This window comes from Corynebacterium sp. ES2730-CONJ, from assembly GCF_024834055.1.
GTDB lineage: Bacteria > Actinomycetota > Actinomycetes > Mycobacteriales > Mycobacteriaceae > Corynebacterium.
In genome coordinates this window covers 43,795-67,784 of record NZ_JANUXZ010000002.1, presented here as the reverse complement: position 1 = coordinate 67,784, position 23,990 = coordinate 43,795, and the positions used below count along the sequence as shown (strand labels likewise).

Genomic DNA, 23,990 nt, shown 5'->3' with positions numbered 1-23,990 from the left:
ATGGCTATCGACAATATTCAGGCATATGCTCATTTAAGCGATGACGATATCATCGACATTGGACACAAATTTGATTCGGTAAAAAAAGACATCATGTCCGACTTGGGCCCCAAGGACGCCGCCTATATTAAGCGGCTGATTCGCATCCAGAGAGGGCTTGAGGTTGCAGGAAGAATCTCTCTGCTTTTCCCGAGGAAGAAACCACTCTGGTGGGCTGGCACCACTATGCTTACCGTGTCGAAGATTTTAGAAAATCTCGAAATCGGTCATAACGTTCTTCACGGGCAGTGGGACTGGATGAATGACCCCGAAATTCATTCCACCACCTGGGAATGGGATATTGTTTGCCCTTCGTCTCAATGGAGACATGCCCATAACTATATTCACCACACGTATACCAATGTTCTCGGTATGGACAATGATGTTGGATACGGAGTCCTCCGTGTGACCCGCGATCGTGCCTGGAGCCCTTTATTTGCCTTCCAGCCCGTGATTAATACAGTGCTCGCAAGCCTGTTTCAGTGGGCTGTCGGCTATTACGATGTGGAACTCGGGCGCTACTTCACCAAACGAGCCACATGGGCGGACGTTAAGGATAAATTCTGGGAAACCACGCGTAAGGCTGGCCGACATAATGTGAGGGATTATATTCTTTACCCGGCACTATCAGGCCCTGGCTATAAACAATCCATTAAAGCGGCCCTCGTAGCCAATGGTATCCGCAATATATGGGCCTATGCTGTTATTTTCTGTGGGCATTTCCCCGACGAAGCTGAAACCTTCACCAAAGAGCAGTTTAGGAATGAAGATCATAACCAGTGGTATCTAAGGCAGATGCTGGGATCAGCCAATTTCCACGGAGGTAAAGTGCTCACGGTCATGTCAGGAAATCTCAACTACCAGGTTGAGCACCATCTATTTCCGGATATGCCATCGAACAGACTGGCAGAAGCGTCCCTAAAGGTTCGGGAGATCTGCCAAGAATATCAGTTACCATATAACGTCGATTCCTTTGCAGCGCAGCTTTTTAAGGTGCAGAAAACTCTCTTGAAGCTCACCCTGCCCAATAAGTACCTAGTAGCAGATAAGGATAATGCTCCCGAAGTTCGATCGAATAGAGCATTCACGAAAAACCCCCACATTGAAGCCCAGTTAACCCACGGTGAGCACAGCGGTACTCGACGCGGATTGACCGTGGGATTACGACTCCTTAAAGAATTACGTCCTACAGTTCCCGAGGCTGTCAAGGTGATAGTGCGCCGCACAACGAAGGGGTTAGGGGCTTAGATCCAAAGCTTCATATCTAAAGTTCCCAATCGGCCTTGGAGCGCAGGGCCTGGAGGAGCTTGCGCACCGCTTTCACCCGGCGCCCCGCGGGGGAGTCGGTGGGAATGAGGTCGAGGCAGCATTCGGGATCAGCGGGGGGACCCATGTGGGTGCATCCTCGTGGGCAATCCTCAGCGTGAGGCGCTAGATCTTCAAAAACACCGACAACGGTGTCGGCGTCGACGTGTGCTAACCCGAAAGAGCGAATTCCGGGGGTGTCAATAATCCACCCCCTTTTCCCCAAGGGGAGGGCAACTGCTTGGGTCGACGTATGACGTCCTTTACCCACCCCCGATACCTCGCCGGTGGCGCGATGAGCCTCGGGCAGGAGCCTATTGACAAGAGTTGATTTCCCAACCCCTGAGTGCCCAATCAGTGCGGATATCCTATTGTCCAGGACCCGTTCGATAGGTTCGAGAGGATCATCGATACCGCACATCACGACGGGGACGGCGAGAGAGGCAAATTCGCTAGCGAATTCGGCGGGGTCTACCAGATCGGATTTAGTCAGGCAGATGACTGGTTGTAAGTTGCCGACAAATGCTGCCACCAGGGCTCTTTCAACGAAACCTGCTCGCGGTGGGGGATCGGCTACAGCGCATACTATGAGTAACTGGTGGGCGTTAGCGACCACGATGCGTTCATAGGGATCTGTATCATCTGCCGTGCGACGCAGGACCGAGTTTCGATCCTCTAATTTGACGATGCGAGCTAGGGTGCCGGGTTTTCCAGATATATCACCGACGACACCCACACGGTCGCCAACCTCGACGGGAGTTCGTCCCATCTCCCGAGCCCGCATGCACACGATCGCTTCATCGGGCGTGGTGGCAGAATCGAGCACAACACCCCAGCGGCCACGGTCCTTGGTTATCACCATTCCAAATTCGGCATCGTCGTGACGCGGACGGTCTTTAGTGCGTGGCCGCGACCGCTTGGATGGCCGCACTCGCACATCTGACTCATCCCAAGACCGTGAGACATTACCCCTAGCCACTATGACGTTTATTCTCCCTTCAGCATTGCATGCCAGCGTTGATCAAAATTGGGAAGAGTTTTCGAGGTGGTATCGATGTCGTCGATGAGCACCCCGGGTATCACCAGACCAATAATAGCTCCTGCCGTTGCCATTCTATGATCCGCATAGCTGTGCCACGTGCCCGCACGCAGCGGGCGAGGTTCGATGATCAAACCGTCGTCGCGCTCACTACAGTGGCCTCCAAGACCATTGATTTCATCAGCCAAAGCACTCAGCCGATCGGTTTCGTGGCCTCTTAAATGGCCGATACCTGTGAGAGAGCTCGTGTCGCTTGCCAGTGCTGCCATCGCCGCTACCGTTGGAGTCAACTCCCCGATATCTGACATATCGAGATTAATTCCGCGCAGCTGACCTAAAGGCGGTGCGTGCACGATAAGATCGTGTGAATAGTGGCTGTGAGCATATTCGATCCGGGCACCCATCTGTTTAACGATATAGCGAATCGCATCACCAGCCTGGGTCGATTGAATCGGCCAATTGCGAATGCGCACGACCCCTCCCGTGACCATCGCGGCAGCGATAAAAGGGGTGGCATTAGAGAGATCTGGCTCAATCTCCCAATCATGACCCGAGATGGGGCCAGGGTGCACCGTCCATTGATGAGTTACTGAGGTATCAACCTCCGCTCCCGCCTCCCGCAACATCTCAACCGTCATCGTAATATGCGGAGTGCTGGGCAGTGGGCCGCCAGCGTGATTAATGACTAGGCCGTGATGGTATCGAGGAGCCGCCATGAGTAGTCCAGAGACAAACTGCGAAGAGGCAGAGGCATCGATGGTGACCTCTCCTCCCGCAACTTCCCCGCTGCCTTCAATGCTAAGCGGGAGGCTGCTGCCTGAAATATTGACTCCTAGCTGTTGCAATCCTGCAATTACCCCACCCATAGGGCGAGAGCCCGCATGCGGATCGCCATCCATATAAACTCTGCCGTTGGCCATTGCCGCTATCGGGGGAATAAAACGCATGACCGTCCCCGCCAGGCCGCAATCGATGGGACCGCCCACCAGTTGGGTGGTCGGGCGGATGAAATAACAAGCGCATGAGGGATCGTCGGGATGAGGCTGTAGATCAATCTCGCATCCTAAACTGCGCAGTGCCTGCACCATGAGAGAAGTATCGCGGCTTAAAAGAGCGCCTGTAATACGGGAAGGCTCGGTGGCAAGAGCAGATAGAACCAAGGCTCTATTAGTCATCGACTTGGAACCTGGAACGCTCACAGTTGCTCGCACTGGTGTGCCCGGCGAGGGCGCTCGCCACCATGAAGTTCCTGGAATATAGGCGGAAGAGGTCATGTAGACCATACTAAAGGTATGTGTGGTCGATATGTGCTTTTTGCCGAGGCTGAGGAACTGCTTGATCATGGAGGGGTATTGAATATACAGGCACCCTACGGGGTGCCGCCCGCTCGCTACAATATAGCGCCTACGCATATAATCCCTATCCTCGCTATTGGGGACGCGGGGGTAGAGAGAAGAGCTGATAGTGGATTGGACGTACCGAAACCCCAAGCTCTCAGCACCCTAGCGGGCACTGCCAAGGCATCTCTTCTTCCTGCACGGTGGGGTCTGATTCCCCCTTGGCAGAGCACCCCGAGCGGGCCGCCCCTTTTTAATGCCCGTGCGGAAACAGTGACGCAGAAGCCGAGTTTTAAAGCGGCCTTTGCTAGGCGGCGCTGCCTCATCCCGATGAATGGCTACTATGAGTGGAAACACAAGGAGCCTTTTTATATCCACGCCACAACGCTGATGTGGGCGGCCGGTATCTACGAGACGCACCACAATTGCTTATCGACGACGATCATCACCACGCAGGCTATCGAGCCGGTTGCTGAGATTCACCATAGAATGCCCTTATTTATTCCGCGAGTCAACCATATGACGTGGTTACAAGACTCGACTAATGGTGAGCCTTGTATGTCCACATCCTTTCTCGCTGAGGAACTACTCGATAATATTGACTCCAGCTACTACGAGAATCTTCATATCGATCGAGCGAACCCTCTCGTGGGGCATATTAAGAATGAGGGCCCGCACCTTCTGGAGAATCCGGGGTTGTTTTAAAAGGTTCTACGGGACTAATGCCCAGGCCGGTGACCTTTAGATCTGCTATGCCTGAATGTCGGCAAAGCTAGCGTTCGTGAGGGTGGCTAGGTCTTGCGGCCTTACTTCCACATCCAATCCGCGACGACCACCTGAGACAAAGATACTATCGGCCAGTAGTGCGGTTTCATCTACCACGGTAGGCAATGGATTCTTATGGCCGATAGGTGATATGCCTCCCGGTACATAGCCCGAGGACTTACTGGCGTCGTGGGGATCGGCCATTGTTGCCTTGGGAACACCGAAGGCTTTGGCTGCTTTTTTTAAACTCAGATGATACGGCACTGGTAGGCACGCAACCGCTAACTGCCGCTTTGGACCTTTACCTGCCGTTAAGTCGATGACGAGGGTTTTAAAGACCCGCTCAGCCTCTACCTCCAGTGCTGCCACGGCATGCTCGCCGAAGTGGTCGTTGCCCGCCTCGAAAGTGCTGGTGGTGTAGGTGATTCCAGCGTCTTCTAAGGCCTGAAGACAGGGTGTTGCCGCATGAGATTTTTTCTTCGCCATAACTGTCTATTCCTACACCCCCATATAAGGAGGTTCAACATAGCAGCAATGAATGAGGCTAAAGCTCAGTGTCTAAAGGGACGAGTGATGAAATAAAATGTCACAATATGCAGGGTATAAAGTGCATAGTAAAAGGCTGCTCCACGTTCACACTATAAAGCGAACGCGAAGCAGCCTATGATCGAAGCGCTTAAATCACCGCAGTGACTTAGGAATTTGGACGCCTACCGTGGTTGGCGCTCTTCTTACGACGATCCTTGCGTTTACGGCCACGCTTGCTCATAGAATATCTCCTTTAACACAATGAGAGCTGTTAACAGCACGTAGTTTACTTGGTTGGCGGGTGGTGATGTTAATCTGCGAGCCCGAAGGCCCAAAGGTTGTACCCGTCTCGGCTGCAATACTTATCCGTCGTTCCCCGTTAAACGCATACTCGCGGGCGCCCTCTATGATGCCCAGCTAGTGAGCTACGCATTAGCGAAACTAGCGCGGGCATATATGATTTCAAAGGGGGTGGGGGGCTTGAGAAACGGGGAGATTGCTGGTTCTTATCCAACCGGTAGGAGTGCTTTATGCATTCACCCGTGCGCGGCCGCGGCCACGGTTCTTGCGGCGCTTGAGGGCTCGGCGTTCATCCTCGCTCATGCCGCCCCACACTCCGGCGTCCTGGCCCGACTCGAGGGCCCACGCCAGGCACTGCGACGTTACTGGGCAGCGGTTACATACGAGTTTCGCGGTTGCTACCTGCGCTAGGGCAGGACCGGAATTTCCAACGGGGAAGAAGAGTTCAGGGTCTTCATCGCGGCAAACTGCTTTGTGGCGCCAGTCCATAGTATTTACTCCTATATCGTTATAAAGTGCATAGGAATATAGCCTTCTAGGGGACCCCTAGAAAACTAAAATTCCATTAGTTTTAGTACGTGGTGAGAGTATGCATCATGGTCAGAACGCAACGTCGCTGGCTAATACCCCTAAGAGGGTGAGCCAGGCAGTGGGCGCTTGTCTGTGTATGCTGTCTAGTTTTGGGATTTTTACCCCAAAACAGTCCGAAAGCCAACCATCCGTTAAGGAGGTCAGCTCCAAGGCTTGGGCACAAGGATTTCACTCTCACGACTCTCCCCGTGCTTTGGTATGTCGTTGATACTGTCACGTTCCGCACTAAAATGCTAGAGTTTATCCACTAAAAGTGATTAGAAACACTCATTTTCTCCTGTTCTTGGCGACTCACACCAACCCCGGAATTCCTTTTGTCTGAAAAACTCTCGAAATCTTAGAGTTGTGAACTGGTGATATGAATGAAAGCTAAGTGATAACCTCCCGTGACTTTCGTCAAATCGTCGGAGTGCACCCATATAGTTGAATAATCAACAACTTGCTCAAGGTTTCGTAGGGCTCAACGAGGCTCACACGGGCTTGTGGAAGCGTACAGGATTGTACAGAGGCAATAGAATGGTGCCCGAATCGCCGCCGTCGAATCTCAAAACTCTACCGAGGTGATCCCGGTGCCGCGGAGTGGAGGTAAGACCTGCACCTTTAGGTACCATGAATTCATGACGTCGACTTCAGCTATCACGCCCCCCCAGGAGATTAAAATCGCCGCCGCCATCGCGGCCGTCCAGTCGCTAATCGGTATAGGCTATGCCTTCCTTCTTTTCTACCGTGGATTCACTGGCGCCAGTCAACCCGATATCATCTATGAGTCCTCGGATGCAGTAACCTCGGTAGCCTTTGGAACAGCACTATTCTTCCTTATTATTTTCGGAACCGTGATCGTCGGTGCTTACCGAATGGCGAAGGGATTACGGTGGGGCCGTGGACCAGTCATCATGCTAGAGAATTTACTTTTACTTATGTCCTACTATATGTTCACGGGCTCCCAGATCCTTATGGGCGTGGTAACAGCATTGAGCACTATTATGGCTCTCGGGTTGCTCTTTAGCCCACGCTCGGTGCAGTGGGCAGCAGAACGCTTCGCCCACTAGAGAGGCGATATTTAATCCGCTCTCAGGCTGGCTGATAGATTCGAACTTCGCCCCGAGATTTTAGTACTATGCTGCGGCCGGCAACGCCGAGCGCACCTGGAGAGGATTCCACACCACCTGCGATCTGGATCTTCCGTACGGGGTTTCCATCAGCACTTTCAACTGCCGCAAAACCCTCAGCGGTGGGGTAGAGGATATACGAGCCGAGATCCGCAGGTAGCCCAGAAGCGTCGTCGACGACGTAGTCGATATCGAGGGTGAGCGGATGCAAGATATACAGACGCCGTCCATCAAACCACGCGATATGATGCTGCAAGTCATTACTGATCACTGCAGTGGTGGGGCCAGGGCCGGTTTGTTGAATGGGGTCAATCACGCTGTCGGCAACGAGCTTCGCCTCAAGTGTAAAACGCAGATAGTGAGGCTCTGGCTGCTCGATATAGACAGCCGCTGTTTCCTCGGTTATACCCACCACTGCCGGATTCGTTCCAGTCAACTCATACTCGGCGTCGACTTGAGGAGAGCGGGATTCCTCGGGCTCGGTGGAGAGGATTCTTAACCATATGCGATCCTCGCACTGCTCGATTAAAGCTAGTTTTTTTACCCGAGTTTGGGCGCTTATGATCGTGCAGCCCGGATGTGGTTGTAATTCGGGTTCGTGGGGGGTGGGATCGAGGCCATATTCGATGGTGCGTACGAGGTCGGAGCGCCACAGGTCGATGCGTGCAGGGGATATATAACCGACCCGGTCATTAGACACCAACGCGGATACGTCCATGGGTGCGGATGATGAGCGCGTTGAACTATAGGTTCCAGTTGCCGCTTTAAGGCTCACCACATCCCCGCAACCGGCCCCATTGCGATAGATGGCGACAATATCATCCCATGCTTCTGTGACAGCACACAGCGGGAGATCGCGGCTGTAGCTCCAGATCTCTTCACCTGTATCGGGGTCGCTCGCGCTAATAATGCTGGTTTGGTCGATGGTTGTAGTTGTCACCAGCAGTCCTTGAACTAACAGGGGTGCCGGAGCCAAAGAGTCATCGGGGATGCTGCGCAGCTCTACATATTGGTTAGCGAGAGTTTGTGTCTTCTCGGGCGCAGCAAAGGAGCTTTTAGCTGGATGTAGCGAAACGGATCTAATCGGCGCACTAATAACGGCGCTTATAACGAGGCTGAGTGCTGCTATTGCGATGATGGCCGCACTTATATAGTGAAGGGGCGAGGAAATGAGACGGCGAGCTTGCAACGGGTAGCCTTCGGGGGAACGTACCAGCGCGCGTTCGCGCCACTGCCTTTTGTTGAGGGGATTCATCAGTCGAATTCCTTAGACCAGGTTGAGCTTCTTAGCTGCGCGAGGATCGATGCGCTCGAGAGTTACGCCCCGATCTGGACCCCCGACTTCCCTTGCGCCGTGGTGATGAGGCCTGGGCGTGAATCCTACCCCCGAATACCTTGCGTTCCGCACCGACTCGTTCGGCTGCATCTTGGGGTATATCCAAAGCTTCGTAGAGTTCTGGAGAGTTACTAAACCACTGTGGTGGGGTAGGTATATCGAGGGCTAGTTCATCGTTGATGAGTTTCCACTTCGTCAGCTCATCGTAGCCCACGAGAGTAACAGCAGTACCGCTGTGGCCTGCTCGACCAGTGCGGCCAATACGGTGAACATAATTCATGGGATCGTCGGGGGTTTGGAAATTGATCACATGGGTGACGTCGTCGATATCAATACCTCGGGCCGCCACATCGGTTGCGACCATGATATCTATTGTGCCACTGCGAAAAGCCGCTAAAGAGGCTTCTCGGGCAGCCTGATTGAGGTCGCCGTGGACGGCACCGACGAGGAATCCGCGGGCTGCAAGATCCTCAGCTAGGCTGGCAGCTGAGCGCTTGGTGCGCGTGAAGACGATCGTCCTTCCCCGATCCTTTGCCTGCAGGATGCGGGTTATACACGCGGTCTTATCCATGCGGTGCGAGGCGAAAACAACCTGCTTGGTTGAGCTGTGTGTAGCTTGTGCATTCGCCTCCTCAGCACGAATGTGTAGGGGCTGACTTAAGAATGTACGAGCCAAAGTGAGTACAGGCCCTGGCATAGTTGCTGAGAAGAGCATGGTTTGATGCGGGTGTGTGAGCGCCGTCAGAATTTTCTCAATATCGGGGAAGAATCCTAAGTCCAACATTTCGTCGGCCTCATCAAGCACCAAAATGGCTATTTCATCCAGGGCTAATACCCCCCGCTGGTATAGATCAAGGAGTCGGCCCGGCGTCCCCACAACCACATCGACGCCCTTTTTGACGGCCCGCTCCTGTTCTTCAATCGGGCGTCCGCCATATAAGGTAATGACTTTTATGGGGGTGTAGCGAGCTGCCTTCTCTAAATCATCACCCACTTGGACGGCCAGTTCCCTCGTGGGAACTACTACCAAGGCTCGCGGAGTGCCATCCAATTCTTTGATATCTGCGGCATCAAAGACTCGATCGAGCAGCGGAACCCCAAAGCCATAGGTCTTTCCCATACCCGTTCGTGCCTGACCGATGAGGTCACGGCCGTCGAGGGCAATGGGAAGTGTGAGCTCTTGAATTGCAAAGGTATGGATTATGCCTTGCTCAGCAAGAGCTCGCGTAATTTCGGCTGCAACGCCTAGGGCATGGAAGGTGGGGGTCTCTTTCTTCGACACACATCTGATACTAGTGTGTTTCGGTGTTAACAACCTCATTTCACCCCGCTTCACCATAAGCTAAGCACCCCATCGACTGATCTCCCGCCCGCTGCTATCGCAGCACCTCCTCGGTTGCCCCGAGCGGGATAGTGATTGTCCTGATGGGACAGTTCTCGGGTGACGCGCGCAGGGAAACTGTCTAAGATGAAGGACTACAGATTAACTGCACCGCACAAACGATTGATTTCACTGTTAACCGAAGGACACATTATGGATATTAAGATTGGTTTTTCCGATTCCCCACGTGAGCTCGTGATTACGAGCTCCCAAGATCACGACACAGTGGTCGCTAAAATTTCGGAGGCCCTCCATCAGGGTACCGGTGTCCTCGAACTGGAAGATGATAAGCAGCGCCGCTACCTTATTCGCAACGACCGTATCGCCTATGTCGAAATTGGTACCCAAACCGCGCATCGCGTTGGTTTTGCTGGAGCATAAACGTGGGCGATAACGGTGATCGCACTCTTCCCTCCTCAGAACCACATCCTGAAGGGGATAATGGTCGTCGGGAGGGAAATAGGCGTTCTCCATCTCGAAGCACTTATGGGTGGACGAATGAGGGCGATTCCCCAGAGCATGGTGAGTCAACCCCACGGCTGGTACGCTTCGCCCAGGTCTATGGTTGGCGAGCCTATGCGATTCCGGTCCTAGCGGTACTCACAGTATGGGTTTTAGTGGATATTTTTACTAACCCCGATACCACTGTGTTCCCGGTTAATTCCATGCGCGTAGGCACGAGTGCCAATACCGATTCGCACACCCAAGGTCTGGGGCAAGGGCCGGACCCCGCACGTGCCGAGCGGCCCACAATTGCCGAAGGAGCCCTGCCACCGGGGCCGTCCTTTAGCGTGAAAGGTTCGGGCAAGTACCGATTGGTGGGTCAACCTGGCGCCGCCGCCGGGGAAGGGAAGGAAGCAGTATTTCGCTACGTTATAGAAATCGAAGATGGGGTGGACACCTCAGCCTACGGTGGTGACGATGCTTTTGTGAGCATGGTCGATGCCACGTTGACCAGCCCCAAGGGATGGACCCACGACCCTCGATTCCGCTTTGAACATATTGCAGGAGACTCGGGGGAGATCCCCGATCTGCGCATCCAGCTCTCCAGTGTGGAGACAACCCACAGCTCGTGTGGCAACGATATTAGTATGGAGACATCGTGCTTTAATAGCATCGGCAACCGTGTGATCATTAATGAATCACGGTGGGTGCGCGGAGCATCAACATTTCTCGGTGACCTCGGTGGATACCGCCAATACCTGCTTAATCACGAAGTCGGGCACGGGATAGGCTACGGCCAACACGCACCGTGCGGTGGTGCCAATGAATTAGCCCCGGTGATGATGCAGCAAACCCTCAGCTTGAGCAATTCCGAGCTTAATGCGCTCAACCCGGATGAGGTGTATCCCGATGATGGCTTCGAATGCAAACCTAATCCTTGGCCCTATCCTTTCGCCTAGCCTCGGGTTTGGTGCTGTACTCTGTGCTGCTCCTGCAGTAAGGCGGGAGCCACATAAACTCATGGCGAGCGAATATCTCTCGTATCCAAGGGGCACGGAATGATCTAAAAGCCCATATAAAGGGAGCGGAGTGAGGCTCTGGAGTTGCAGCGGGGGTAGATGTCTCATTCGGTTATTATGCTAGTTCCCATGGCTGATAACTCCACCGACCGTCCGGATGACATTACTAATAAGAGCGTCATCGACAGCGCTGTCACAGATAGCGAGCAGGCAGCGGCCTGCTGCGATAAAAGCGAAGATAATGTGGTCTTCCTACTTAAAATTAAGCCTCAAGAGGATGCTGCTGTCTCCGACAATCCAGTGGCTGGGCCCGAAACCGAAGATGAAGTGCCAGGATATATTTGCTCAGTATTTCAAGCACCGAGCGGCATTACCCCGGAGCCTATGGGTCTTGCCTGGGACTATGGGCTCAAAATAGGCACCACTATATTCGCTCGAGTGGCCTACCCCGAGAGGGCAGTGTGGTCATCGCGGATACGCGAGAACCTGCGGGTACCGGGGCTGAGAATAGTGCGTCCCATACGCTCCTCCGATGGTCGCTTTATCAGCAAAGGATGGCGTGCCTCTCAATGGGTCGATGGTGAACCAACAGATCGTATTGATGAAACAGTCGCCGCAGCCCTGCGACTCGACCACATTCTCGCCACGGTGCCACGTGGAGAAACCTTTAGCGCCCCCAATGCTCGAGACCTCTATTCCCTCGCTGATCACGCTGTTACGCGCGGTCAAGACCTAATCCAACTCGACCCATCTCAACCTCGACACCGCGAGGCTATCGCCCTTCTTGCCGAGTTACGCCCACTTCTGAGCGATATCCTCGATATGGATGGAAACAAGGTTGCGATCCAAGTCACGCACGCCGATATGCTAGCAACGACAATTTACTCTGGGGCGCAGGCGCCTGTTATCACCGATATTATCGGGATGCTCAGACCCGCCGGATATACCGCGGCGCAAGTCATGGTGGACGCCCTCATCCTCAATGCCACCGATCCCCGCATCTTCGACCGCTATCGCCACGTCCCCCATCTCGACCAGCTGCTACTCAGAGCGCTCCTCTACCGCATTTATATTTATGCATTGCACTCTGATTCCGCAGAGGAGACCGGCACTAACCTTGCCCGAGTGTGTTCCGTCCTGCACGATCGATGTGAGCGCTCAAAGGCTTACGAGAACACTTCCCATACCTAACTCAGTAATATGCTTGATAATGAAATAGACGCGGATCAAGGTAGGAATTAATGAGTTCAGATCATAGCGACAACTCATCGCGGAATAGTCGTGGGGAAGAAATTTATGCAGGTTATCATCAGATACCCCCCAATCCTGACATTCGGTTGACGTCACCCAACTCGGATAATCCGCGGCGCTCGTGGTCCAACGATCTTTTCAACGCCCAACAAGGCATCTGGCGGCTTGAGGGCCCCAGCGGCTCAGGGGTCACCACGCTTTTATTAGATACCGTTGCTGAGCGCATTATTCGCGGTCATGACCCTGATTCCATGATGGTCATAGCGGCAAGCAAAGAAGCCGCAGCGAGATTGCGTGTTGGTTTGACCGCACGCCTAAGAGGGCACAGTTTTACTAGTTCTTCGAGTATCGTTCGGTCGGTCCACTCATGGGCCTTCGCCATCGTGCGAGATCATATGGATGAGCATTTAAGACTCATCAGCGGTGCCGAACATGACGCAGTGATTCGAGAATTGCTTGACGGCGAACGAGCTCGTGACGGCGGCATCCGATGGCCAGATGATATCCGTGAGGCAATTGGCATGGTCGGTTTTGCTCGAGGTCTTCGTGATTTCCTGCTACGCGCTGCTGAACGCGGTCTATCTCCCGGTGACCTCATCTCATTGGGCAGCAGATACCAACAGCCCATGTGGGTGGCCGCAGGGGAATTTCTGCGCGAATATGAACAGGTCATGTCCTTGGGTAACACACATCAATTATCCGCCTCGGAACTGGTGAGTAGGGTTTTGGAATACGATGTGGAAAGCCTGGGATTTGATGCCGTATTTGTTGATGACACGCAACACCTTGATCCCAAATCTACAGAATTTATTCACAGGCTTACCACGCGCGCCTCGTTCGCTGTTATCGCAGGTGATCCGCATCAATCGGTTTTCCGTTTCCGCGGTGCACGGCCAGATTTTCTCAGAGAGTTCCCTGCTGAGAATCATCTAAAGCTCACTGATACACATCGAGTGAGGTTAGCGCGAGAATCCTTCAGTGATGACTACCGCCAGGGGCGAATCGAGATGAACGTCGTAGCGTCAATGGAGGAACTGCGTCATGTGGTAGCCGATGTGGTGCGGCGTGAGAATCTAATCCACCAAATCCCCAATCAAGAGATAGCCGTGATTGTGCGCAATTCCGCCGAGGTCGATCCCATCAGACGTGCTCTCATAGCGGCTGGGGTGCCGGTGCACACAGATGCAGGTGCTCTCGTTCTCGGAGAACAGCCGCTAGTTTCAGCGCTTCTGCTCACCGTGCGTGCCGCACGCGATGGTGTGAGCCTGGAAGAACTAGAGGACTTACTCATCGGACCAATTGGTGGTGCCGATCCAGCAACTTTACGACGCCTCTTGCGCGGCCTCCGGCTAGCTGAATTGCGCTATACGCGCGCTGTAGAAAGCAGTTTTGATAATTCTACTCCGCAGCGGAGAGCTATGGAGGTATTAGCGGATTTGCTGCGCGCTGATGCCGCCCAAAAAAATGCTGATTTCGAAGAGGTCGTCACAACCGTTCTCGCACCCCGTGAATGGGAGATACTCAGCCACATCCGTAGCATCCTCGAGCAGGCACGGCGCCCTGGTTCAGTAGAAGAGGTGCTGTGGAATATTTGGGAAGCAACTGGATTAGGGCGCCACCTTCTGGCTGTCAGTCTTCGCGGCGGTGCGCCTGGATCTCAAGCCGATCGCAGTCTCGATGCGGTCATGACGCTCTTCGATTATGCTGGCGACTTTGCTGAACGTCGTCCGCACGCAGGAATAGATTCCTTTATCGCGCATATAGCCCAACAGGAGCTTCCTACCGGGGTACGTGATAGACGCCTGAGCGCACCCGATGCCGTAACAGTGCTCACTGCCCACGCCACCACAGGCCGCGAGTGGGACACGACGATCATCGCCGGAGTTCAGGAGGGGAGCTGGCCCAACACGGGAGTCACCGGCGGGATATTCGGCCAAGAAGAGCTCGTTGATCTCATCGACGACGGCATTGAACCGGGCGTTCCTATCTCGCGGATCAAAGAACGCATCCACGAGGAACAGCGCCTTTTTGATATGGCAACCTCACGTGCACGCCAAAAGGTAGTAATCGCCGCCGTTGACGCCCCCGAGGCTGACGAGGTCATGGAAATATCCCGCTTCCTCGTGCCCTATCTCGATATGCTCGAGGAGCAGTCCACGCCAGATTCTCAACCGCCAGCGAAACCGGACCAGAGTTACCAACCAGCGGTAGCAGATTCCACCGCCAGTGCCGAGAATTTAGAGGAGATGGGGCGCACCACGCTGCTATCGATCCCAACGGTGGTGGCCGAACTGCGCAGAGTGCTGATCGATCCTCATCGCCCAGCTTTTTTTAAAGAACAGGCGGCGCGTCACTTAGCTCGAATGGCCCACGCTGGCATAGCCGATGCGCACCCGTTTTCGTGGTGGGGAAGTGGTGGGATAAGTAGCGATAAAGAACTAACGGTGACTGCGCTGTCACCTTCTAAAATCGATAGAGCTTTACACTGCCCATTGCTGACAATGCTAGGTCCTTTAGTCGTGGACTCGGAAACCTCCCCGGCACTGCTCAAAGGTATCCTTGTGCACGCTTATGCCGAAGCTTTAGCTCGTGGGATGGATAAAGATCGAGCCCAAGAACTGCTGCGCGCTGCTTATCCCCAGATCAGCGATAGCGCAAAGTGGCAAGAGGAGACACATATCCAACAGTGGCAGGAAACACTCGACCATACCGCTGCGTGGATCGAGACGAATAGCCATGATGCCGCAGATATATACGCGGAAATCCCCGTGAACGTGGAGGTTCTTCCCGGAGTTCGCCTAAGAGGTCGTATCGACCGCTTAAAAAAGACCACCGACGGGGCCTATCACATCTACGATTTCAAGACTGGATCCAACCTCCCCTCGACGTCCGATGCAGATAAGAACCCGCAGTTATGTGCCTACCAATTAGCATTGAACAAGGGGGAGATAGAAAATGGGCGCGTCATAAATGGCGCTGGGATGGATATTGAAGGTGCGAGCCTCATCTACGTAGAGTTATATGGTGCACGGGGCACCAAATTTCGCAGTCAAGTGCCAAAACAAGAGGCCGATTTACAAGAATTTGCAGATCAACTCCCACCACTGATGGACAAGTTGCGCGGACCCTACCTGGAGGCGCGAGTCTCTCAGAGGTGCGATACGTGCGTACTTAGAAATATTTGCCCTGCCCACAGTACCGGTAACTTGACCACCACCCCCACGGGTATGCAGCTATGAGGACGTAGCTTCCACGATGACATATTTTTTTCAATACCCGCACCAGAGAACAGGCAAGTAGAACAAAGACGATGAGTGACAATCGAAGCACCGATATTCGCCTAGACCCGTACGAGCTGTCGCAGCTATTAGGGCAGGCCCATCCGCCTACCTCACAACAGGCTGCGGTGATTTCTGCAAACCGTGAACCCCTCCTCGTCGTGGCCGGAGCTGGGGCTGGAAAAACTGAAACAATGGCAGCCCGTGTGGTGTGGTTAGCCGCCCAAGGTGTTATTGATCCTTCCCGGGTGCTCGGATTGACGTTCACCCGAAAAGCAGCGCAACAATTATCACAGCGGATTCGCACAAGGCTGGGACAACTAGCTCACCTTCCCCACCTAGAAACCCTAGATCCCAAGGGGCGCCTCGCTGAAAATCTCTCTGTTATCGCCCCCACAGTATCGACCTACGACGCATTCGCTGGATCCCTCATCAGGGAGTTTGGGCTCCTACTTCCCGTGGAGCCCGGGAGCAGAATGATTACTCAGGCCGAATTATTCGAACTCGCCTACGCCGTGGTGGAAGCCTACGACGGTGAGCTGATGAGTGGTGGAAAAACAGCAACCGCTGTTCAAACTCTTCTGGATCTGGTCAGCGAATTAGATAACCATATGGTCAGCGCTAACCAGATCATTGAGGAAAGTCAGCCATTTATTAACCTTTTTGAGGAATTACCAAAGGGGCCACGTCAAAGAGATGCCCTCAATGGGGATATGGTCAAATTTCGCGACGCACAGATCCTGAGGATGCAGTATCTTCCTCTGGCGCAGCAGCTCAAGGATCTATTGGCCGAGCGTAACCTCATGACTTTCGGGGAGCAAATGTCGCTTGCCGCCAGACTAGCCACCGAAAATCCGCGCGTATCTGATTCCCTCGCCAAGCGCTTTGATATCGTTTTGCTCGATGAGTACCAAGACACCTCCCACGCTCAACGTGTCTTGTTATCTGAGCTCTTTGCCGGCCAAGCTGTGACGGCTGTGGGAGACCCCATGCAGTCCATTTATGGGTGGCGTGGTGCTACCGCAGCTAATCTGGAACGTTTTGTAACGGACTTCGCGCATAGTGGCAACCAGGTGGCCCCCAAAGCCCAACTGACCATGAGCTTCCGCAACCCACCGCGCATTCTTGAGTGCGCCAACGAAATCAGTGAGAGCGTTTTAGGTCCGATTAGGAAAAAGAATCGCTCCGTAGAGCCACTAGTCTCACTCCCGCACGCTGATGAGGGGGTGGTGGAACTAGGCTATTACCCCAGCCCTGAAGCGGAGTGTGCGGCAGTAGCCGAGAAATTCGCCGATTTCTATCACAATCGTGGAGATTCTCCTTTTACAGCGGCCGTCCTCGTGCGCAAACGCAAGCATATGGATCTCATTTCTCATGAACTCAAAAAGCGGGGAGTTCCAGTGGAGATACTTGGATCCGCTGGACTAGTCGATATTCCGGAGGTCGCTGATCTTATTGCTGTGGCTACCATATTGATTCGTCCTCTCGATTCCCAGGCTGCTATGCGGATACTCAGCTCGCCCATGATGGGTCTATCAGTAGCTGATATTGAGGTACTTGCCCAGCGAGCTCGCAACCTCAAAGGTCGAATGCACGGAGACGAGCACCCAGCGAATCGCCCTGAGCCAGCTGTGGATGATGATCCCACTATATCGGCGGCTGAGAGAGCACTACGCACCCAAATCGCGTCAGCGGTGAAAGAAAACCCAGAGGAAATTGTCGGGCTTGCGGATGCTATTGCAGACCTGGGAGAAGCCGAAGGTTTTAGTCCCCTGGGGTTACGACGTTTAAAAAGACTCGCCGCCATTTTAAGACGCTTGCGCCGCAATATTCTTAGTCAACCGCTACCGGATCTGTTCGCCCAGATCGAAAGCGAATTAGGATTACGTACTGAGGTTCTAGCGCGAGAGAATCCCCGCGCTGACGGGGCTAGCGGAGTAGTTCATCTTGAGCGCTTCCATGAGGAGGTGGCGCGCTATGCACAGATACCTGGCGCTAGCCTATCGAAATTCTTGGATTACTTGGATCTTGCTAGGGAACACGATAACGGGCTTAGTCCCGGGGAGGTCACGGTTCGTACGGATCGGGTGCAAATCCTCACCGTCCACAAGGCCAAAGGTTTGGAATGGCGGTATGTCAGCGTCCTCCACGCCGATGCTAATACCTATAGCGCCAGAGTACGTACCTGGTTGACTGATCCAGCGCAGGTGCCCTCCACATTGCGCGGCGACGCCCAAGAAGAGACAGAGCAATCAGGTTCACCCGTATTAGATCTCACGGAGGTGGAGGATCGTAAACAGTTGGAGACTGCTCTTAAGGGACATATTCAGGAATTCAAGGAAGGGGCCGAAGAGGAGAATACTCGTCTCTTTTACGTTGCCCTCACGCGAAGTGAACAATATTTGATCATCACAGCCTCGCATAACCCGAGCCGCAAGGCCATCATTGACCCCTACGAGCATCTCGCTCAGCTAGCCAAGAAACACCCAGACTATATCATTCACTGGTGGCAGGGGCGGCAGGCTGATGGGAATGATACCGATGCGCAACCAGAGAACATTGAGCACCAACCTAGCTTTTTCCCGTCGGCAATCACCACTCCAGTTAAAGAAGAGGCAGCCCAGCTGGTACTCGCGGCTATGGAGAAGGTTCCTGCCTATTCCGCGGACTACGAGATCTTCGAGCAATGGGAACGCGATGTCCAAGCGCTTATCCGAGAATATGAGCGCCAAAGCACCACTGAGGTCGAGGTAGCTCTATCAGATCAGCTTACTGCCACCGATATAGTCGCCCTTAGTGAAAACCCTGAGCAATTCGCGAAGCGGCAGCGTCGACCGATACCGTTTAAGCCCAATACCTACGCCAAGCGGGGAACCGCGTTCCACTCCTGGTTGGAAAACAGATTCGGCGCCACCAGTTTGCTCGATGAGGATCAATTGCCGGGCGTTGATGAGCATATACCCGATGAGTCCTTAGCGGAGCTCAAAAAAGCCTTTTTGGCTTCTGAATGGTCAGACCGTAGCCCCGATTTCGTTGAACAACCCTTTGAAGTGAGTATCGATGGAATAGTCATCCGCGGCCGCATGGACGCCATTTTTCGCGAAAACGACGGCAGCTATATGGTTGTGGACTGGAAAACTGGGCACCCTCCGACCGCACAAAAGTTGCGCAGTACACGACTGCAATTAGCAGTTTATCGTTTAGCGTGGGCACGGCTAAAGGATCTACCACTCGAGCAGGTGCGCGCCGGGTTTTACTATATTTCCTCTGGAACCATGATTACTTTCGAGCAGTTACCCTCGGATCACGAGATCGCCGCAATGATCGCGAATGCCACGGGTCAGGCAGATCGCGAAAAAGGCTGAGGGGGAGCAGTCGGTGTGACTGCTGAGTCTAGTAGACTAATCGAGGTGTAAATATCATCGATGAGGGAGAGGTAGCGGGATGGCATCCCATTTGCCGGATAGATTCCGAACTGATCCGCAACTTGCGGATGTGCCTGAGCACGCTCTGCTCAACGTCATTCGTATACCTAAAAACACGCTGGTTAGCCCCGTTCAACTCATCGCCAGACGATTTTCTATCGCCCTCATCCTTATAATCGTGGTCACGTTGCTGGCCTATTTGGACCGTGATGGGTATTCCGAGGAGCTGACCTTTGTCGATGCTCTCTACTACGCAGCCGTCTCGCTTTCGACGACCGGTTACGGCGATATAACGCCAGTGACGCAATTTGCACGGTTGATTAATATCTTCATTGTCACGCCGTTACGCGTCGCCTTCGTGGTGCTCTTAGTTGGTACCACCTTATCGGTGTTGACCGAAGAATCCCGTAAGGCCTGGCAAATTCAACGTTGGAGGAAAAAATTGCGCAACCACACCATTGTGATTGGCTATGGCACCAAGGGACATTCGGCGGTCTCAGCACTGCTCGCCGATGGTGTAAACCCCCGCGAAATTGTGGTGATTGACACTGATAGGTCAGTCCTCGAGGCAGCCGAAAACAAAGGCCTTGTCACCGTCAACGGGTCAGCTACCCGCTCCGAAGTCCTCAAATTAGCGGGAGCGAATAAAGCTAAAGCCATTGTAGTTGCCCCCTCCACAGATGATACTGCGGTGTTGGTGACGCTTTCGGTGCGCGAGTTGGCCCCTTCTGCCTGGATCGTGGCTAGTGTGCGAGAGAGTGAAAATCAACACCTTCTGGAGCAATCGGGTGCCGATTCTGTAGTTATCTCCTCGGAGACGGCGGGCCGCATGTTGGGGCTAGCTACTGTAACCCCGTCAGTGGTGGAGATGATGGAAGATTTGCTCTCACCCGACGAAGGTTTCTCCGTAGCCGAGCGGCCCGTAGCCGAGGACGAGGTAGGGGCGAATCCTCGACACCTCGCTGATATAGTCCTCGGAGTAGTTCGTTCGGGGGAGTTATATCGTCTTGACTCCCTCGAGGCTGAGACCGTGGAACCTGGTGACCGGCTACTGTATGTACGTCGCGTATTTAGTGAGGACCTTAAAAATCGTTAGCAGCACTCCACTCTTTCTATTCGACGAGCATGGCTGCACACTCGTTGATACCGCAGGTTGTATCGAACCCTGCCCCCACCCTGACCTTCACCTCTACGAGGGAGCTTTCTTTTTCGAGGCCATAGCGGTCAAGCGGGTCGCACGGGAGGAGTATTCGCTACCAGAATATCTGGTCTGGGCGCGGTGCTTTCAGCCCCAAGCTCTTCGGGCATTAGGGGTACTACAGCAGCGTGAGAATTTCCGTTTCCACCCGCGCACCGGCGAAGCCCTGGACTACCACGGACATATTGCTAGACCTCGTGGAAATGTCGCGGGTAACGTACTAGAAATTTTCCCGCGCATCGACCCAGCAATCATCTGCCGCCTGGAGCTTATGGGTGAAGAGAAGATCCTGGTGGGGCTCAATGCGCTACGCCCGCACTACTATTCTTTGATTGCTGGCTATATTGAGGTGGGAGAAAGTGCTGAGGACGCCGTGCTGCGAGAAATTCGCGAAGAGACTGGGCGCCTTGCTTGTCATCCGAACTATATTATGAGCCAGGCTTGGCCGTTTAGCGGATCTCTTATGCTGGGCTTTGAAGCGTATACCGATGATAGAGAACCGCGGTGGCCATCCGACGGCGAATTATTGGATATTCAATGGTTGTCTCGGGAGGATGTGCGACGGCAGACGGTGAATCTTCCAGCACCTGGAACGGTGGCGTGGACGATGATTGAGCAATGGGTGAATAAATATGATTAATCTCGAAGACCTCGATTCTGATCAGCGAGTTGCTGCTACCGCACCGCGTGGTCCCGTGGCTATTCTCGCTGGTGCCGGCACCGGAAAAACACGCACTATCACCTACCGCATAGCTCATATGATCGATGCGGGCTTTGTCAGTCCGCAGCGGGTCATGGCGGTCACTTTTACCAAGCGGGCAGCTGGGGAAATGTCACACCGACTGAAACTGATGGGTATTGGTGGCGTGCACGCCCGCACCTTCCACGCAGCGGCGTTGCGTCAATTACGGTATTTTTGGCCTCAGGTAGCTGGAGACCTGCGCTGGGCGATACTGGATAATAAATTTCCCAAGGTTAGCCGAGCAGCGCGCCGCCTTGGTATCGAGTCTTCAAAAGAAAATATTCGTGATCTCTTAGGAGAAATTGAGTGGGCGAAAGCCAGCCTTATCCCACCGGAAAGCTATGCGGCACGGGTGGGCGATCGCAGACTCCCATACCCTGCAGAGAAGATAGCGCAGTGCTATCAGCTCTATGAGGAGTCCAAAATATCGCCAGAGGGCGTGGAACTAGATTTCGATGATCTTCTTGTTCATGTAGCTGGGGCTCTAGAGAATTCTCGTGGCATCGCCGAGGAATTCCGCAGCCAATATCGTAGTTTCGTGGTCGATGAGTATCAGGATGTCACTCCTCTGCAGCAGCGAGTGCTCAACGCATGGCTAGGGGATCGAGATGATCTCACGGTCGTTGGCGATGCCAACCAAACAATTTATTCATTCACGGGAGCAACCCCGAATTTTCTATTGGATTTTTCCCGTACTTATGCTCATGCCACCATCGTGAAACTACAACGAGATTATCGTTCTACCCCGCAGATCACCACTCTTGCTAACCGGGTGATCGCCCAAGCTTCAGGGCGTGTTGCGGGCACGCGCCTGAAATTGGAGGGTATGCGACCGCGGGGACCTGAACCGGTTTTCCGACCCTACGACAGTGAGCCAGAAGAGGCCCGTGGTGTTGCTGCCGCTATTAAAGATCTCCTAACACAGGGGGTAGATCCCGCCGAGATCGCCATTTTGTATCGTATAAACGCCCAATCTGTCGCCTTTGAACAGGCACTGGCTGAGGCTGGCATTGTCTACCAAGTACGTGGTGGGGAGGAGTTCTTCAAGCGGCCTGAGATTATTCAAGCGATCAATCAACTTGTACGCGCGGCACAGCGTGAGGATCTTCCCGATCAGCACCGTGGGCCCGAGATTCACCATCTAGTGACTGCTATCTTAAGCGGTGTGGGCTTTAGTACTCAGGAGCCTCAGGGTGTGCAAGCTCGTGAACGGTGGGAGTCTTTGCGTGCCTTGGTGGAGTTGACCCAAGAACTAGGACAGGCCACTCCCGACTTAGATTTGGTTGGCCTTTTGGGCCAGCTCAAACAGCGAGCCGATGCCAAACATCCGCCTTCTATGCGGGGAGTGACTCTGGCCTCGCTTCACGCCGCTAAGGGGCTGGAGTGGGACGCAGTCTTTTTGGTGGGACTTAATGATGGTTCTATCCCCATTAGTCACGCTCTGAAAGCGGGAGAGGAAGCGATCGAGGAGGAGCGTCGTCTCTTCTATGTTGGTATTACGCGGGCGAGGGAACACCTGGTGCACACGTGGTCGTATGCACGTCAGGAGGGTGGACGTAAAAGTCGCAAGCGCACCCGTTTCCTTGATGGCATAGTAGCGGAGCCAGCGACGTTGACTGCGAAAAAAACTAAGCGAGGTGCGCACAGGTGCCAGATTTGTGGCGTGCCGTTAAATGATCCTGATGATAAAATTCTAGGCCACTGTCAGGACTGTCCCTCTGAGGCTGATCATCAGCTCATCCACACATTGCGGAGTTGGCGCTTAGAGCAGGCAAAGCTAGCGGGGCGCCCCGCCTACACCATTTTCTCTGATGCGGTGCTATTAGCCTTGGCGGAGCGTCGACCTACCACCGACGAGCAGCTTTTGGCTATTGCTGGGATTGGCCCGGTGACAGTCGAGAAATTTGGTGCGGATCTCTTGGAATTATTGGCCCAGTAAATCATGGTCGCTCACCTGCGTGCTCCCAGCAGTAGGGGCATGAGCGATGGGGACCGACAACCTCAATATCCTCTGCGCCACGGTAAGGGTTGAGCGCTATTTTTAAGCCCGGTCTCAGGAGATCATTCTTGATCCCAGGTGATGGATATGCTGGGGCGAGTAGTGCCGCTAAGCGCGCAGCAACGCTATATTCTACAATCGGATCGTTCCGGCCTGGAGTGTGGCGTTGATCAAGGAGGAAGCCCCAATGGGGGTCCTTCTCAGTGGCATAGAGATCCCCGCATACGGGGCACGGGCCGTGACCATCTATTCTTAGCGGCCCAATTATAGCACTGCCGCCAAGGAACTCAATGGGAATGATGGTCTGAAAACTATAAATGTCCTTGGCATAATGAGAGCCCCTCTGATAGTGTCCTGCAACGATTAAGGGGGTGGTTCGATCCACGGAGTCGAGAAGAAGCTCAGGAAAGCGGTGATCCTCAGCCTCAATAACGCGAGCACCCGCTTGTTTGAGTACAGAAGCGATGGTGAAACCGTGACTTCCCGGACCGACAAGACAAACAGTGGGCCATACGGGATCGACTAAAACTCCGTGGTAGGTTAGATCTTCGAGAATCATCGAGGCAGTGCTCGATTTCAGCCCGAGTTTGATCAAACCAGCGTGGATCACGCTTATGTGATGGGGGCGGTCCAGAGAACGTAAGAAAGCGATGAGATCTCCCGGTCTTAACTCGGTAATATCAAAGATCCCAGCCCTGGAGGTGTCAAGGCCACATTGGACGGCGCAATCGGCACGAAGGAGTATATCTATACCTGGGCTGAGCACCAGGAGGCGATCGCTAACGCGATGGTCGAGGTTATGATCGGTGAGAGTAGTGGAGGTCATATGGCCATTGGATCACGGCTTTCATCAGTGCGCATCTCGAATGGGCAGAAGAGGGTAGCAAGCGATAGAGAAAGATTG

19 protein-coding genes are annotated in these 23,990 nt (G+C 53.8%); 11 read left to right on the top strand and 8 right to left on the bottom strand.

All coding sequences use genetic code 11. The features are described 5' to 3' along the window. Positions 1-1,287: an acyl-CoA desaturase gene (locus NXS13_RS02550; RefSeq protein WP_259077166.1), complete on the top strand. Its 1,287-nt coding sequence runs from the start codon at positions 1-3 to the stop codon at positions 1,285-1,287. Positions 1,288-1,303: 16 nt separating this feature from the next. On the opposite strand, the gene rsgA is transcribed toward NXS13_RS02550, so the two are convergent. Next, on the bottom strand, positions 1,304-2,323 hold the full coding sequence (rsgA, locus tag NXS13_RS02545) for a ribosome small subunit-dependent GTPase A (protein ID WP_259077165.1): 1,020 nt from the start codon (positions 2,321-2,323) through the stop codon (positions 1,304-1,306). Positions 2,324-2,331: 8 nt separating this feature from the next. Continuing rightward, complete coding sequence (gene aroA / locus NXS13_RS02540; RefSeq protein ID WP_259289316.1) at positions 2,332-3,657, bottom strand: 3-phosphoshikimate 1-carboxyvinyltransferase; 1,326 nt, start codon at positions 3,655-3,657, stop codon at positions 2,332-2,334. Positions 3,658-3,675: 18 nt separating this feature from the next. On the opposite strand from aroA, the gene NXS13_RS02535 reads away from it, so the two are divergent. Beyond that, entirely contained in the window at positions 3,676-4,425 is a 750-nt protein-coding gene (locus NXS13_RS02535) for an SOS response-associated peptidase (protein ID WP_259289315.1), read from the top strand. 45 nt (positions 4,426-4,470) lie between these two features. Here NXS13_RS02535 and ybaK read toward each other — a convergent pair whose 3' ends face one another. The 3 genes from ybaK to NXS13_RS02525 form a co-directional block, all read right to left on the bottom strand. Then, positions 4,471-4,971 (bottom strand): Cys-tRNA(Pro) deacylase, encoded by a 501-nt coding sequence (gene ybaK, locus NXS13_RS02530; RefSeq protein ID WP_259289314.1) that lies wholly within the window; start codon positions 4,969-4,971, stop codon positions 4,471-4,473. Between the two features lie 208 nt (positions 4,972-5,179). Beyond that, on the bottom strand, positions 5,180-5,254 hold the full coding sequence (locus NXS13_RS09340; protein WP_396124722.1) for a 50S ribosomal protein bL37: 75 nt from the start codon (positions 5,252-5,254) through the stop codon (positions 5,180-5,182). A gap of 287 nt (positions 5,255-5,541) precedes the next feature. Next, the gene (locus tag NXS13_RS02525) at positions 5,542-5,802 is read right to left on the bottom strand and encodes a WhiB family transcriptional regulator (RefSeq protein ID WP_259077161.1); all 261 of its coding nucleotides are present in this window, start codon (positions 5,800-5,802) and stop codon (positions 5,542-5,544) included. Between the two features lie 719 nt (positions 5,803-6,521). Here NXS13_RS02525 and NXS13_RS02520 point away from each other — a divergent pair. Then, the gene (locus NXS13_RS02520; RefSeq protein ID WP_259077160.1) at positions 6,522-6,953 is read left to right on the top strand and encodes a hypothetical protein; all 432 of its coding nucleotides are present in this window, start codon (positions 6,522-6,524) and stop codon (positions 6,951-6,953) included. A 22-nt stretch (positions 6,954-6,975) separates the two neighbouring features. Here NXS13_RS02520 and NXS13_RS02515 read toward each other — a convergent pair whose 3' ends face one another. Together NXS13_RS02515 and NXS13_RS02510 are read right to left on the bottom strand one after the other, a co-directional pair. Next, the gene (locus NXS13_RS02515; protein ID WP_259289313.1) at positions 6,976-8,268 is read right to left on the bottom strand and encodes a hypothetical protein; all 1,293 of its coding nucleotides are present in this window, start codon (positions 8,266-8,268) and stop codon (positions 6,976-6,978) included. Between the two features lie 31 nt (positions 8,269-8,299). Beyond that, the gene (locus NXS13_RS02510; RefSeq protein WP_396124721.1) at positions 8,300-9,670 is read right to left on the bottom strand and encodes a DEAD/DEAH box helicase; all 1,371 of its coding nucleotides are present in this window, start codon (positions 9,668-9,670) and stop codon (positions 8,300-8,302) included. Positions 9,671-9,883: 213 nt separating this feature from the next. Here NXS13_RS02510 and NXS13_RS02505 point away from each other — a divergent pair, with 213 nt between their 5' ends. The 8 genes from NXS13_RS02505 (at position 9,884) to NXS13_RS02470 (ending at position 23,026) form a co-directional block, all read left to right on the top strand. After that, positions 9,884-10,111, top strand: coding sequence for a DUF3107 domain-containing protein (locus NXS13_RS02505; protein ID WP_259077157.1), 228 nt, complete (start codon positions 9,884-9,886; stop codon positions 10,109-10,111). A gap of 158 nt (positions 10,112-10,269) precedes the next feature. Then, positions 10,270-11,133 carry a DUF3152 domain-containing protein gene (locus tag NXS13_RS02500; protein ID WP_259077723.1) on the top strand — a complete coding sequence of 288 codons (864 nt, stop codon included), beginning with the start codon at positions 10,270-10,272 and terminating at the stop codon, positions 11,131-11,133. A 189-nt stretch (positions 11,134-11,322) separates the two neighbouring features. After that, positions 11,323-12,384 (top strand): TIGR02569 family protein, encoded by a 1,062-nt coding sequence (locus NXS13_RS02495; protein ID WP_259289312.1) that lies wholly within the window; start codon positions 11,323-11,325, stop codon positions 12,382-12,384. A gap of 50 nt (positions 12,385-12,434) precedes the next feature. Next, a complete protein-coding gene (locus NXS13_RS02490) occupies positions 12,435-15,683 on the top strand; it encodes an ATP-dependent DNA helicase (RefSeq protein WP_259289311.1) in 3,249 nt (1,082 codons plus the stop codon). A 71-nt stretch (positions 15,684-15,754) separates the two neighbouring features. Then, on the top strand, positions 15,755-19,087 hold the full coding sequence (locus NXS13_RS02485) for an ATP-dependent helicase (RefSeq protein WP_259289310.1): 3,333 nt from the start codon (positions 15,755-15,757) through the stop codon (positions 19,085-19,087). Between the two features lie 79 nt (positions 19,088-19,166). Further along, positions 19,167-20,243, top strand: a complete 1,077-nt coding sequence (locus NXS13_RS02480) for a TrkA family potassium uptake protein (protein WP_259077153.1) — start codon at positions 19,167-19,169, stop codon at positions 20,241-20,243. Then, complete coding sequence (locus tag NXS13_RS02475; RefSeq protein WP_259289309.1) at positions 20,203-20,985, top strand: NAD(+) diphosphatase; 783 nt, start codon at positions 20,203-20,205, stop codon at positions 20,983-20,985. Before NXS13_RS02480 ends, NXS13_RS02475 begins: the two co-directional genes overlap by 41 nt. After that, positions 20,978-23,026 carry an ATP-dependent DNA helicase UvrD2 gene (locus NXS13_RS02470; RefSeq protein WP_259289308.1) on the top strand — a complete coding sequence of 683 codons (2,049 nt, stop codon included), beginning with the start codon at positions 20,978-20,980 and terminating at the stop codon, positions 23,024-23,026. Before NXS13_RS02475 ends, NXS13_RS02470 begins: the two co-directional genes overlap by 8 nt. Position 23,027: 1 nt before the next feature. Here the strand turns inward: NXS13_RS02470 and NXS13_RS02465 are convergent, their stop codons facing one another. Next, positions 23,028-23,912 carry a hypothetical protein gene (locus NXS13_RS02465; protein WP_259289307.1) on the bottom strand — a complete coding sequence of 295 codons (885 nt, stop codon included), beginning with the start codon at positions 23,910-23,912 and terminating at the stop codon, positions 23,028-23,030. Positions 23,913-23,990 lie beyond the last annotated feature (78 nt).

Bases quoted from the DNA above. Each gene is read 5' to 3' on its own strand.
- NXS13_RS02520 (WP_259077160.1), top strand. From the start codon at position 6,522: ATGACGTCGACTTCAGCTATCACGCCCCCCCAGGAGATTAAAATCGCC.
- NXS13_RS02550 (WP_259077166.1), top strand. From the start codon at position 1: ATGGCTATCGACAATATTCAGGCATATGCTCATTTAAGCGATGACGAT.
- NXS13_RS02465 (WP_259289307.1), bottom strand. From the start codon at position 23,912: ATGACCTCCACTACTCTCACCGATCATAACCTCGACCATCGCGTTAGC.
- NXS13_RS02490 (WP_259289311.1), top strand. From the start codon at position 12,435: ATGAGTTCAGATCATAGCGACAACTCATCGCGGAATAGTCGTGGGGAA.
- aroA (WP_259289316.1), bottom strand. From the start codon at position 3,657: ATGACCTCTTCCGCCTATATTCCAGGAACTTCATGGTGGCGAGCGCCC.
- NXS13_RS02475 (WP_259289309.1), top strand. From the start codon at position 20,203: ATGTACGTCGCGTATTTAGTGAGGACCTTAAAAATCGTTAGCAGCACT.
- NXS13_RS02505 (WP_259077157.1), top strand. From the start codon at position 9,884: ATGGATATTAAGATTGGTTTTTCCGATTCCCCACGTGAGCTCGTGATT.
- ybaK (WP_259289314.1), bottom strand. From the start codon at position 4,971: ATGGCGAAGAAAAAATCTCATGCGGCAACACCCTGTCTTCAGGCCTTA.
- NXS13_RS02535 (WP_259289315.1), top strand. From the start codon at position 3,676: ATGTGTGGTCGATATGTGCTTTTTGCCGAGGCTGAGGAACTGCTTGAT.
- NXS13_RS02525 (WP_259077161.1), bottom strand. From the start codon at position 5,802: ATGGACTGGCGCCACAAAGCAGTTTGCCGCGATGAAGACCCTGAACTC.
- NXS13_RS02480 (WP_259077153.1), top strand. From the start codon at position 19,167: ATGGCATCCCATTTGCCGGATAGATTCCGAACTGATCCGCAACTTGCG.
- NXS13_RS02470 (WP_259289308.1), top strand. From the start codon at position 20,978: ATGATTAATCTCGAAGACCTCGATTCTGATCAGCGAGTTGCTGCTACC.
- NXS13_RS02515 (WP_259289313.1), bottom strand. From the start codon at position 8,268: ATGAATCCCCTCAACAAAAGGCAGTGGCGCGAACGCGCGCTGGTACGT.
- NXS13_RS02495 (WP_259289312.1), top strand. From the start codon at position 11,323: ATGGCTGATAACTCCACCGACCGTCCGGATGACATTACTAATAAGAGC.
- NXS13_RS02485 (WP_259289310.1), top strand. From the start codon at position 15,755: ATGAGTGACAATCGAAGCACCGATATTCGCCTAGACCCGTACGAGCTG.
- NXS13_RS02510 (WP_396124721.1), bottom strand. From the start codon at position 9,670: ATGAGGTTGTTAACACCGAAACACACTAGTATCAGATGTGTGTCGAAG.